The following is an 11,935-nucleotide window of genomic DNA, read 5'->3' on the forward strand; positions in this document are numbered from 1 at the left end:
AGCAGCGACACGGTCGCGGTAGCGGCGGCGCGGTCGCGGTCGCGGTCGCTGTGCGGTCGCGGTTGCGGGCGCGGTCGCTGTGCGGTCGCGGTTGCGGGCGCGGTCGCTGTGCGGTCGCGGTTGCGGGTGCGGTCGCTGGGCGGTTTCGTCAAGCGCACCCACCGAGCGCGAACGAAGTGAGCGCTCGGGAGTTTTTCGCCCACGTTTTTCCAAGCGGGGGTGCGCCGCAGGCGCACCCTCCGCAGGAAAAAGGTGGTTAGTAGAACTCGCGGACGAGGTCCATGCCGTCTTCGGGGGCGCCGTCGGGGATTTCGCTCATGTTGGTGTCGACGTCGTGGGTGTCTTCGTAGGAGGATGCGGTTTCGTCCTGCCAGAGGACGCCCATGTATTCTTTGTCGGCTTCGAGGATCTTCTGTTTCGCGGCGTCGCGGTCGGTGGGGTCGTGACCTTCGTCTTGGAGGTCGACGAGGGAGTCGCGGAAGTAGTCGTACGTGTCGACGTCGTTGAACGTGACGCACGGGCTGAAGACGTTCACGAACCCGAAGCCGTCGTGTTCGATGGCTTTCTGGACGATCTCCTGGTGGCGGAGGGCGTCGCTGGAGAAGGACTGTGCGATGAAGGACGCGCCGGATGCGAACGCGAGCGCGAGCGGGTTGACGGGCGGCTGCTGGGGGCCGTCCGGCGTGGTGCTCGTCTCGAAGTCCTCGCGGCTCGTGGGTGACGCTTGGCCCTTCGTGAGGCCGTAGATGCGGTTGTCCATGACGACGTACGTCATGTCGACGTTCCGGCGGACGGCGTGCACGAAGTGCCCGGCGCCGATGGAGTAGCCGTCGCCGTCGCCGCCGGCGACCATCACTTCCAGGTCGGGGTTCGCGAGCTTCACGCCGGTGCCGACGGGGAGTGCGCGACCGTGGACGCCGTGGAGCGCGTACGCGTGCATGTACGTCCCGATCTTCCCCGAGCACCCGATGCCGGCGACGACGAACGTGTCGTCGGGCGAGTTCCCGGTCTCCGCGAGCGCTTTCATCATGCCGTTCATCGTCCCGAAGTCACCGCAGCCGGGACACCACGTCGGTTGCTTGTCGGACTTGAAATCAGTGAATCTGACGTCGCTACTCATGCTTGACCCTCCAGTCGCTCCGTGATATCCGCAGCCAGCTCGTCGGCTTTGTACCGAACGCCGTCGTACTTGTTCACGCGCTTGACGCGCTCGAGGACGTCGTGCTCGATGAGGTCCGCGAACTGCCCGGTCGCGTTACACTCCACGACGATCGTCTCGTCGGCGGCCTGCACGTCCTCGGTGAGGTCCGGGCGCGGGAAGATGTACGGGACCGAGAGGACGCGCACGTCCAGGTCGTCGTCCATGAGGTCGAGCGCTTCGACGAGCGCGCCCTCGTTCGACCCCCACGAGATGACGAGGTTGTCCGCGTCCGCGTCGCCGTACTCGCGGACGTCCCAGTCTTCGCGCTCCTGGGCGGTCTCGACCTTCCGCTGGCGTTTCTCGACCTGCTCCAGGCGGACGCTCTTCTCCTCGGTGCGTCGACCGAGCGCGTTGTGCTCGAGGCCCGTGCTCATGTGCGCGCCCTTCTCGGTGCCGGGGAACGCGCGCGGACTGATGCCGTCCTCGGTGGCGGCGTGGGGCTGGAAGCGGCCTTCCTCGTCGAGCCACTCGTCGATGTCGTCCTCGTCGACGACCCGACCGCGGTCGACCTCGACCGCGTCCATGTCGAACGCCTCCGGGGAGAACGTCTGCTCGGTGACCGCGAGCGCGAGGTCCGCGAGCAGGTAGACGGGAACCTGGTACTTCTCCGCGAGGTTGAACGCCTCGACGGTCTTCCAGAAGCACTCGTCGATCGTCGTCGGCGCGACGACGAACCGCGGGATCTCGCCGTGCCCGCCGTACAGCGCCATGTTGAGGTCGCCCTGTTCCTGCTTCGTCGGCATCCCCGTCGAGGGACCGGAGCGCATCACGTCCGCGATGACCAGCGGCGTCTCGCTCGTCGCGACCAGTCCGAACGTCTCCGTCATCAGGTCGATACCGGGACCGGACGTCGCGGTCATCGACCGCGCACCGGCGCGTGCGGCACCGAGCGCCATGTTGATCGCGGAGAGTTCGTCCTCGGCCTGCACGACCTGCCCGCCGAAGTGCTCGATGCGGCCCTTCAGGTACTCCATCACGTCCGTCGCGGGCGTGATCGGGTACCCGGCGTAGAACCGGCAGCCGGCGGCGATGGCGCCCATCCCGATGGCCTCGTCGCCGTTCAGGAGGACGTAGTCCGCGTCCGTCGTCTCGAGCGAGAAGTCGAAGTCGTCCGTGGAGACGTTCCCGTACTCCTCCTGGACGTACTCCTGGCCGAGTCGAGCCGCCTGCTTGTTGTTCTCGACGATCTTCTCGCCTTTCCCCCCGAAGCGCTTCTCGAGCGCTTCGTCGAGGTTCTCGATCGGGAAGTCCGCGAGCTCGCACGCCGCGCCGAGCGCGACGATGTTCCGCATGATGGCGCCGCCGGCCTCTTCGGCGAGGCTCTTCAGGGGAACGTCGATGGCGAACATCTCCTCGGGGATGTCGGCCTCCCAGGAGCGTTCGCCGTCGTAGATGATCGCGGAGCTGTCGTGCAGTTCGTCGAGGTTCTCGTCGATGGTCCGCTGCGTGAGCGCCACGAGCAGGTCGAGTCGGTCGACGACGCTCTGCACGTCGTCGACGCTCGTCCGTACCTTGTACGCGGTGTACCCGCCGCGGATGCGCGACGCGAAGTCCTTCGAGGTGAATACGTGGCGCCCTGCTCGGGAGAGCGCCTGGGCGAAGATTTTGCCTGTGGAGTTGATGCCGTCGCCGGCCTCGCCTCCGATAGCCCAGTTGAAGTCCTCAGCCATGTTGTGGTGGGGCTACCGTGGGAGTTGGCAAAAGGCTTCTGAAACACCCGGCAACCCGCTGGATAATCCGGTGCCTGGCGGTGATGGTCGGTGGTCTCGGGAGGTCGTCGGGACGGCGGCCAGCGGGGGCGTTCGGGCGCGAGTGAGAAGGCCTTTGGTCCGACCATGGAACGTTCGGGTATGGACGAGTACGAGGTCGTCGTCGCGGGCGTCCGCGACGTCGGGCAGGATACGATCGCGATAGACGTGGAGACACCGGCGGGATTCTCGGCGCTCCCGGGGCAGTTCGTGGTCGTGCAGGCGCCGGTCGACGGCGAGCTGGTGGACCGCTACTACACGATCTCGTCGCCGAATACTGACGGCTCGTTCGAGATGACGGTCGAGATCGACCCGGACGGTGACGTGTCGCCGTGGCTCGCTGACCTGGCGGCTGGTGACGAGCTCTCGATGAAGGGGCCGCTCGGGGAGACGTGCTACGACGACGACGGCGACGTGCTCGCGGTCGCGGGCGGCCCGGGTATCGGGCCGGCGGTCGCCATCGCGGAGCGCGCGGTCGAGCACGGCCACGAGGTCGCGCTCGTCTACGAGGACGACGGGTTCGCGCACGAGGACCGCCTCGACGCGCTCGCCGACGCGGGCGCGACGGTCGAACTTCTCGACGAGACGGCCGAGGACCGCGAGAGCGCGCTCGCGGACGCGGCCGCCGAACACGTCGACCTCGGGGACGCGTTCGTCTTCGGGTTCAACGACTTCTGCGGGACGGTCCGGGACGCGCTCCGCGACGCGGGCCTCGACGACGACGGCATCCACGTCGAGAGCTTCGGGTAGCGACGCCGCGAGCGGACGGCCCGCTTCAGTCGTCCGCGACCGCGGGGTCGTAGCAGACGAACTCGACGCTGTTTCCTTCGGGGTCCGAGAAGTACAGGGACCGCCAGGACACCCACTCGTGGGTGGCGAACTCGAGGGCGACGCCGAGAGATTCGAGGCGCTCGCGTTCGGCGTCGAAGTCCTCGCGCGCGACGGTGAACGCGAAGTGGTCGACGGTCGTCGCCGCGGCGTCCGGCGGCGTGTACGAGGTGTCGGGGTCGTCGAGCGCGCTCTCCTCGCCTGCGCGGTCGAAGAGCGCGACGATGGTCGTGTGCCCGCCGTAGCCCTCGCTGACGTCGAAGAACGTCGCGTGGTCGAACTCGCGGAGGACCGACAGGCCGACGACGTCGCGGTAGAACGCTGTCATCGCGTCGAGGTCGTCGACGCGGAGCGCGAGCTCGCCGAGTCCGCGCACGCCACCGCTTGCTGGTTCGGTCATGCCGCTCGGAACGCGTCCGGGTGGCTTCTCGATGCCGGTCGGCTCGCTCCGAGCGGGACGTTCCGTGGCTCGTCCGGCGGAAATCGAAGCGGCTTAGGCCCGTCCTCGTGTCCGTTCGAAGCCCATGCCGCCCGAGTACGTGAACCGCGAGGCAGTCCGCGAGCGCGTGAGGCGGAGGTGGTCGGGTTGACGGGCGTCGGTGGCGACGAACTCCTCGGCGGCGTCGTGTCTGCGGCGGACGTGGCGACGCGCCTCGCCGCGCTCCACGAGCGCTTCGGCGAGTTCCCGGTCCGGGAGGCGAGCCGCGAGAACGCGCCCGACTACTTCACGGAGGGTGTCGACCGCGCGCTCTCGGGGTGGCGCGGCGACGCGGGCGCGCTCGTCACGGACGTCGACGACCGCGTGCTCCTCATCCGGCACGCGGACGCTCCCGACCGCTGGGGGACGCCCGGCGGCGGCCACGAGGCCGGAGAGGACTTCGCGGAGACGGCGCGCCGCGAGGTCCGCGAGGAGACCGGCGTCGACCCCGCACTGACGGGCGTCCACGAGGCGGTTCGGACGGAGGTCCACCGCGAGGGCGACCGCGAGCGGACGTTCACGATGCTCACCGTCCACTTCGAGGGCGTCATCGACGCGGCCGAACCCGCGCTCGACGTCGGCGACGACGAGATACTCGAAGCGCGCTGGTTCGAGACCCCGCCCGACCCCGACGACCTCCACGACCACTGCCGCGACTGGGTCCGGGAGACGCTCGACGGTGCGGACGTGACCGAAGAGGGCGCGGCCGAGGGACGAACACCCGACGCGCTCGGCGACGATTCGAGCGTCAGCCGCGAGGAACCGACGCACGACGATGCCTGAGGGCTCGCCGTCGCCGTCGCGGGAGTCGGCGTACGACCTCGACGCACTCCGGGCGGCGTACGGCCCACTGTCGGTGTACGACCGGACGTACGAGCAGGCGGACGCGAACGCGTTCGTCGAGGCGAAGCAGCGGGACGCGCTCGGCGGTGCGGCCGTGGTCGTCCGCCGCGAGCGCGACGGCGCGGTCCTGTACGCGGACGTCCGCGAGGACGACGCCGACCACGACGTCGCCGAGTGGGACGTTCCCGGCGGCGGGCGCGAACCCGGTGAGACGCCGGAGGCAACCGCTGTCCGCGAGGTCCACGAGGAGGTCGGACTCGCCGTCGACCCCGTGGACGCGCTCGCGGCCTACCGGCTGACGTTCGACGACGGCGAGCGCGCGCCGACCGGCGTCTGGGTCAGGTTCCTCGCGACGGTCGCCGACCCCGGCGCCCTCGACGTCCAGCACGAGGAGCTCGCGCGGACCGCGTGGCGGACCGAGCGCCCCGCGGACGTCGACGACCTGCTCGCGCTCGCGCTCGACGAACTCGACGAGCACTGACCGACGCCGTCGGTCGCCGACCACTGAACCCGCGGGTCGCGGTCGAACACCAGCGGGGAACGATTCAAGTTCCGTCCCGGTGTAATCTATCGTATGCCTGACGCAGCAGACGACGAGCGGGACGTGGACTTCGTGCTCGTCGAACCGGACGAAACGCGGGAGGGCGACGACGAGGACGAGGACGAGAGCGCGGAGACGGGGTTCGTCATCGTTCGCGACACCGACCTCGTGCCGGTCGATGAGTCCGATGCGGACCGGCCCGCGGTCGTCAACGGCGACGAGACGGGGTTCGTGGTCCGGGACCCCGAGACCGAGGAGACGGGGTTCGTCATCGTCCGCGACACCGACCTCGTCCCGGCGGGTGATCCGACGCGGAACTATCCGGCCGTCATCGAGGACGTCGAGACGGACTTCGTGCTCGTCGAATCCGACGACGCGGAGACCACCGATTTCGTGCTCGTCGACCCCGAGGACGCCGACTTCCACCGCGACACGGGTCTCGTTCCCGTCGACCCCGACGACTACGCGCTCGATACGCGCCCGGCGAACCCGAAGCGCAACGGCAAGCGCTGAGCGGGTCGCGGTCGTCACCGGTCGAGCGACGGCCGGCGGTCTGGTTCTCGTTCGCGGTCAGTGCTCGACGAACTCGACGAGGATACCGCCAGTGGACTTCGGGTGGCAGAACGCGACGTCGTGGCCCCACGCGCCGGGGCGTGGGTCCTCGTCGATGAGGTCGACGCCGAGGTCGCGGGCGTTCGCGAGCGCGCCCTCGACGTCGTCGGTGGCGTACGCGACGTGGTGGATGCCGCCCTCTCTGTCCTGGAGGTAGCGCGCGATGGCGCCCTCCTCGTCGAGCGGTTCGAGGAGTTCGAGGTAGCCGTCGCCCGTTTCGAGGAAGACGACGAGCATCCCGTCGAACTCCTCGCGGTGGACGCGTTCGGCGTCGAGGAGGTCGACGTAGAGGCTCGCGAGGTCGTTCGCGTCGGTCGTGGCGATGCCGGCGTGGTCGAAGTGCATGCGAGAGCGTGCGGTCGGCGACGAATTAAGTCCGGGTGGTCCGCGAGCGGGGGTGGGTCTGGTCCAGACCGAATCCCTGCGCCCGGGAACCGACCCACAGGGATTTGTACGAAGCGTGCAACACTGCGGGCATGGACCCCGCCGACATCCGCGCGGACACGCCAGTGCTCCGGGAGACGACGTACCTCAACACGGGCGCGAGCGGCCCCAGCCCGCGACGCGTCGTCGACGCCGTCGAGGGCTGGTACGAGCACCACGAGTACGAGACGCCCGCGACCACCGGGATGTACGAGCCCGCGTTCGGCCTGTTCGAGGACGTCCGCGAGACCGTCGCCGGGCACGTCGACGCGGCCCCCGTCGAGGTCGCACTCACCGGGAGCACGACCGACGGCATCAGTCGCCTCCCGCTCGCGATGGACTGGGATAGCGACGACGTCGTCGTCCGCACCGACGCCGAGCACGCCGCCGGCATCCTCCCGTGGCGGCGACTCCGCGACGAGTACGGCGTCGAAGTCAGGGTCGTCGAGACCGACCGCGGCCGCATCGACCCCGACGAGTGGGCCGACGCCGTCCAGGGTGCGACGCTCGCGACGTTCTCCTCCATCTGCTGGACGACCGGCGCGCTCGCCCCAGTCCGCGAACTCACCGAGATCGCACAGGACGCCGGCGCACGGGTACTCGTCGACGCCGTTCAATCGACGGGCCAGCACGCGTTCTCCGTCCACGACTGGGGCGCGGACGTCGTCGCCGGGAGCGCGCACAAGTGGCTCCTCGGCCCGTGGGGCGCCGGCTACATGTACGTCGACGAAGCGTTCGCGGAGACGCTCGAACCCGCTCAGCTCGGGTACCGGAACCTCGTCGACCCCTACGCCGACCCCTACGAGTACGAGCGCGGCGCGAAGCGCTTCGAGTTCGGGACCGTCGCCCCGGCGCCCTACGCGGGCCTCCGAGAAGCCATCGAGATGATGGAATCCGTCGGCCTGGACACCGTCGAATCCCACAACGCCGACCTCACCGACTACCTCAAGGAGCACCTCGGCGACGACCGGCTCGTCTCGCCCCGCGAGTACCACTCCGGGCTCGTCTCCTTCAGCGACCCCGACCCGGAGGCGACCGTCGAACGCGCCGCCGACGCGAACGTCCAGATTCGCTCGATCCCGACCGCCGGCGTCGTCCGCGCCAGCCTCCACGTCTACAACACCCGCGAGGACGTCGACGAACTCCTCGCCGTCCTGTAGCCGCACGTCGACGCCTCTCGCCCTGATTCCGGTGAAACGCGGGTTTCAGCTACCCGAAGAAAGTCACCCGTGGCCGTCGACGTTCCGTGCATGAAGCGACGCACGCTCCTCGCCTCGCTCGGCGCGGCCGGTGGCGCGGTCGGCACCGCCGGCTGCCTCCAGGGCACCGGGACGCCCGGCGACGAGAGGACGACCACTCGCGCGACGACGACCGCTGCGACGACCCGCGACGACGCCACGACCACCCGCGACACCACCACGGATGCGACCACCGACGACGAGCGGACCACCGAACAGGGGTCGACCGACGACCGCGAGGACTGGCCGTCGGCGCGCGAGCCCGTCGAGACGCTCGCGATCAACGACCGCGAGGGCCTGTCGTTCCCCGACAACAACCGGCCGCACTCGCTCGTCTTCTGGAACGCGGTCGACCGCGAGCGCAGCGTTCGCATCGAGTGGGGGGACGGCCGCACCGAAGAGCTCCAAGGCATCCATCCCGTGAGCGTGCCCGAAGACGGCCTGCTCCAGGTCGACCTCCAGGTGCCGACGCGGTACGACGTGTTCGTCAGCGTCGACGACGGCCGGCTCGGCGAGATACGCGTCGGTCGCGACGCGTTCGACTGCAACGAGTCCGCGGGCCGATACGCGCTCCGGGAGTCCGCCATCGAGGACTACGGCGTCGTCAGCACGGCCGCCGGCTGTCCCGCACCCAGCGTCGTCGAGGCGTCGCTGACCGCCGGCGACGGCGCGTGCGGGAACCGCGACGACGAACAAGCGGTCGCAGGCTACGGCGAAGAGGTCGTCAGCGTCGAAGGCACCGTCCCGGCCCCCGACCCCTGTCACGACCTCGCCATCGCCAGCCTCAGCTACGACGAGAAGACCCGGACCGCGCGCGTCGTCGTCGCGGCGACCCCGAGCGACGACGGCTGCGTGCAGTGCGTCGGCGCCATCGACTACGAGGCCACCATCAGGTACGAGCACGACTTCCCCGACCACGTCGAAGTGTACCACCGCAGCTGGGACGAGGACCGCCGCGTCGCGGCCGCCGCCTGGAACGACGACATCTAACAATGAGCCGCATGACCGAGAAACGCACGAAACGCCGCACGCTCCTCGCCGCACTCGCCGCGTCCGGTGGTGCAGCGGCCGCCGCTGGCTGTCTCCAGGGCCTCGAGACCGGTCGGGGAACCGGGTCGGAAACGGGACTGACCACGCACGAACCCGACGACCCCCCGGGAACGACCATCACGGAGACGACGCACGACGACGACGCACGCGACAAGCGCGCGACGGACCCGAAGTGGGACCCGTCTGGCGACCCAGTCGAGACGTTCCGTGTCGGCGACCGCGAATCCGTCGCGTTCCCGAACGCGAACCGGCCGCATTCGCTGACGTTCTGGAATCGCGTCGACCGCGACCGCGAGGTCAGATTCACGCACGTCGACGGCGCGACCGAGGAGGCGGAGTTCGTCGGGCCCGTCACGGTCCCCGCCGACCACACCATCCAGATCGAACTGCAGGTGCCGACGCGGTACGCGCTCACCGCGTTCGTCGACGGCGACTCGTTCGGCACCGTCGCGGTCGGCCGCGAGTGGTTCGACTGCAACCACTCCGGGACGAGTTACGCACTCGGCGAGACCGATATCGTCGACTACGGGACCGCGAGCACGCTCGTCGCGTGCACCGACCCCAAGATAGCGAGCACCAGCGTCGACGTCGACGACCGCGAGTGCGCGAACGACGCCGGGGGCGACGCGACCATCGAGTACGACGGCGAGCGCGTCCGCGTGCACGGCACGTTCGTCGCATCCAACCCCTGCCACGAACTCTCGATAGCAGAGGCGTCGTACGTCGACGAGACGAACACGACACACGTCGTCCTAGACGCCACCCACCCCGAGGAAGCGTGCCAAGACTGCGTCGGCGCAATCTACTACCGCGCAACCGTCGACTTCGAACGCGACCTCCCCGACCACGTCACCATCCACCACCGCGACGCCGACGGCAACGCCGAACACGTCGCATCCGCCACACGGAACGACCGCCGCTGAGAAGCAGAGACCCGAACACAGAAACGGCGACCTGGCGGTCGCCGTATGCTCGTGGAGTCAGTGATGGAAACGGCGACCTGGCGGTCGCCGTATGCTCGTGGAGTCAGTGATGGAAACGGCGACCTGGCGGTCGCCGTATGCTCGTGGAGTCAGTGATGGAAACGGCGACCTGGCGGTCGCCGTATGCTCGTGGAGTCAGTGATGGAAACGGCGACCTGGCGGTCGCCGTATGCTCGTGGAGTCAGTGATGGAAACGGCGACCTGGCGGTCGCCGTATGCTCGTGGAGTCAGTTCACAGCGCACTCCCGGGCTGGTATTCGCCGAAGACGTCGCGCATGACGTCGCAGATCTCGCCGACGGTCGCGTACGCTTTCACGGCGTCGACGATGTACGGCATCACGTTCTCGTCGCCCGCCGCCGCGTCCTCGAGCGCGGCGAGCGCCGCGTCGACGGCCTCGTCGTCGCGCTCTTCCTTCACGGCTTCGAGGTTCCGGACCTGCTTCTCCTCCTCCTCGGGCGCGACCTCCTCGATGTCCATCTCGGGCTCCTCGTCCACCTGGAACTCGTTCACGCCGACGATGATGCGTTCCTTCTCCTCGATCTCCTCCTGGCGGTCGAACGCGACGTCCTGGATCTGGCGCTGCACCCACTGGGACTCGATGGCCTCCCGCATCCCGCCGCGCTCGTCGACCTCGTCGAGTATCTCGAACGCGTCCGCCTCGACCTCGTCCGTCAGGCTCTCGACGTAGTAACTGCCCGCGAGCGGGTCGATGGTGTCCGCCGCACCCGACTCGTGCGCGAGAATCTGCTGGGTCCGCAAGGCGGTTCGCACCGACTTCTCCGTCGGGAGCGACAGCGCCTCGTCCTTCCCGTTCGTGTGCAGGCTCTGCGTGCCACCCAGCACCGCCGCGAGCGCCTGGTAGGCGACGCGGACGACGTTGTTCTCCACCTGCTGCGCGGTCAGCATCGACCCCGCCGTCTGCGTGTGGAACTTCAGTTGCTTCGACTTCTCGCTCTCTGCGTCGAAGCGCTCCTCCATGATCGTCGCCCACATCCGACGCGCGGCGCGGAACTTCGCGACCTCCTCGAAGATGTTGTTGTGCCCGTTGAAGAAGAACGAGAGCTGGGGCGCGAACTCGTCGACGTCCAGGCCAGCGTCGAGCGCCGCCTTCACGTACTCGATGCCGTCACCGAGCGTGAACGCGAGCTCCTGGGCCGCCGTCGACCCGGCCTCGCGGATGTGGTACCCCGAGATGGATATCGTGTTGAACTTCGGCGTCTCCTCCGCGCAGAACTCGAAGATGTCCGTGATGATGCGCATCGACGGCTCAGGCGGATAGATGTACGTGTTGCGCGCGATGTACTCCTTCAGCACGTCGTTCTGGATGGTGCCCCGCAACTCCTCGCGATCCACGCCCTGCTGGTCGCCGACCGCGATGTACATCGCCAGCAGCACGCTCGCGGGAGCGTTGATCGTCATCGACGTCGACACCTCGTCGAGCGGGATGCCCTCGAACACCGTCTCCATGTCCGCGAGCGTGTCGATAGCGACCCCGGACTTCCCGACCTCGCCCGCGGACATCGCGTGGTCGCTGTCCCGACCCATCTGCGTCGGCAGGTCGAACGCCATCGACAGCCCCGTCTGGCCCTCGTCCATCAGGTAGTTGAAGCGCTCGTTCGTCTCCTCCGGGGTCCCCATCCCCGCGTACTGGCGCATCGTCCACAGGCGCCCGCGGTACCCCGTCGAGTACACGCCGCGCGTGTACGGCTCCTCGCCCGGGAACCCGAGGTCGTCGTCGTAGTCGAGGTCCGCGACGTCGTTCGGCGTGTACAGCCGTTTCACCTCGTGGCCGCCCGTGTCCGTCGTGAACTCGTCCTCTCGTTCACCGAAGCGGTCCAGGACGGGGTCAACTTCGGACTCTTCCCAGTCCTCGCGTCCCTCCCGTATCGCTTCGAGGTCGTCCTGGTCGAACATACCAGAACCGTCGGTCACCCACGCCATAAATCACCGCGATAACGCAACGTCGACGAGTTCCCGACCGTTCACGCC

12 protein-coding genes are annotated in these 11,935 nt (G+C 68.8%); 7 read left to right on the forward strand and 5 right to left on the reverse strand.

The window, feature by feature from the left end; translation table 11 throughout:
* Positions 1–256: 256 nt before the first annotated feature.
* Together ACZ48X_RS17745 and ACZ48X_RS17750 are read right to left on the reverse strand one after the other, a co-directional pair.
* A complete protein-coding gene (locus ACZ48X_RS17745) occupies positions 257–1,120 on the reverse strand; it encodes a 2-oxoacid:ferredoxin oxidoreductase subunit beta (protein ID WP_336348429.1) in 864 nt (287 codons plus the stop codon).
* The gene (locus tag ACZ48X_RS17750) at positions 1,117–2,871 is read right to left on the reverse strand and encodes a 2-oxoacid:acceptor oxidoreductase subunit alpha (RefSeq protein WP_336348428.1); all 1,755 of its coding nucleotides are present in this window, start codon (positions 2,869–2,871) and stop codon (positions 1,117–1,119) included. Before ACZ48X_RS17750 ends, ACZ48X_RS17745 begins: the two co-directional genes overlap by 4 nt.
* Positions 2,872–3,051: 180 nt before the next feature.
* Here ACZ48X_RS17750 and ACZ48X_RS17755 point away from each other — a divergent pair, with 180 nt between their 5' ends.
* Positions 3,052–3,699 carry an FAD-dependent oxidoreductase gene (locus ACZ48X_RS17755; protein ID WP_336348427.1) on the forward strand — a complete coding sequence of 216 codons (648 nt, stop codon included), beginning with the start codon at positions 3,052–3,054 and terminating at the stop codon, positions 3,697–3,699.
* A 25-nt stretch (positions 3,700–3,724) separates the two neighbouring features.
* Here the strand turns inward: ACZ48X_RS17755 and ACZ48X_RS17760 are convergent, their stop codons facing one another.
* Positions 3,725–4,177: a VOC family protein gene (locus ACZ48X_RS17760; protein WP_336348426.1), complete on the reverse strand. Its 453-nt coding sequence runs from the start codon at positions 4,175–4,177 to the stop codon at positions 3,725–3,727.
* Positions 4,178–4,354: 177 nt separating this feature from the next.
* Here ACZ48X_RS17760 and ACZ48X_RS17765 point away from each other — a divergent pair, with 177 nt between their 5' ends.
* From ACZ48X_RS17765 to ACZ48X_RS17775, 3 genes are all read left to right on the forward strand, one after another.
* On the forward strand, positions 4,355–5,038 hold the full coding sequence (locus tag ACZ48X_RS17765) for an NUDIX hydrolase (RefSeq protein WP_336348425.1): 684 nt from the start codon (positions 4,355–4,357) through the stop codon (positions 5,036–5,038).
* Positions 5,031–5,579: an NUDIX hydrolase gene (locus ACZ48X_RS17770; protein WP_336348424.1), complete on the forward strand. Its 549-nt coding sequence runs from the start codon at positions 5,031–5,033 to the stop codon at positions 5,577–5,579. The genes ACZ48X_RS17765 and ACZ48X_RS17770 overlap by 8 nt, the downstream gene beginning before the upstream one ends.
* Before the next feature lie 93 nt (positions 5,580–5,672).
* Positions 5,673–6,152, forward strand: coding sequence for a hypothetical protein (locus ACZ48X_RS17775; RefSeq protein WP_336348423.1), 480 nt, complete (start codon positions 5,673–5,675; stop codon positions 6,150–6,152).
* A 57-nt stretch (positions 6,153–6,209) separates the two neighbouring features.
* Here ACZ48X_RS17775 and mce read toward each other — a convergent pair whose 3' ends face one another.
* Complete coding sequence (gene mce, locus ACZ48X_RS17780) at positions 6,210–6,596, reverse strand: methylmalonyl-CoA epimerase (RefSeq protein ID WP_336348422.1); 387 nt, start codon at positions 6,594–6,596, stop codon at positions 6,210–6,212.
* Positions 6,597–6,727: 131 nt separating this feature from the next.
* On the opposite strand from mce, the gene ACZ48X_RS17785 reads away from it, so the two are divergent.
* The 3 genes from ACZ48X_RS17785 (at position 6,728) to ACZ48X_RS17795 (ending at position 9,885) form a co-directional block, all read left to right on the forward strand.
* Positions 6,728–7,834, forward strand: a complete 1,107-nt coding sequence (locus ACZ48X_RS17785) for an aminotransferase class V-fold PLP-dependent enzyme (protein WP_336348421.1) — start codon at positions 6,728–6,730, stop codon at positions 7,832–7,834.
* A 90-nt stretch (positions 7,835–7,924) separates the two neighbouring features.
* On the forward strand, positions 7,925–8,902 hold the full coding sequence (locus ACZ48X_RS17790) for a hypothetical protein (RefSeq protein ID WP_336348420.1): 978 nt from the start codon (positions 7,925–7,927) through the stop codon (positions 8,900–8,902).
* Positions 8,903–8,904: 2 nt separating this feature from the next.
* Positions 8,905–9,885: a hypothetical protein gene (locus ACZ48X_RS17795; protein WP_336348419.1), complete on the forward strand. Its 981-nt coding sequence runs from the start codon at positions 8,905–8,907 to the stop codon at positions 9,883–9,885.
* 292 nt (positions 9,886–10,177) lie between these two features.
* Here the strand turns inward: ACZ48X_RS17795 and ACZ48X_RS17800 are convergent, their stop codons facing one another.
* Positions 10,178–11,860 (reverse strand): acyl-CoA mutase large subunit family protein, encoded by a 1,683-nt coding sequence (locus tag ACZ48X_RS17800; RefSeq protein ID WP_336348418.1) that lies wholly within the window; start codon positions 11,858–11,860, stop codon positions 10,178–10,180.
* Between the last annotated feature and the right edge of the window lie 75 nt (positions 11,861–11,935).

It is taken from the genome of Halorubellus litoreus, assembly GCF_055378595.1.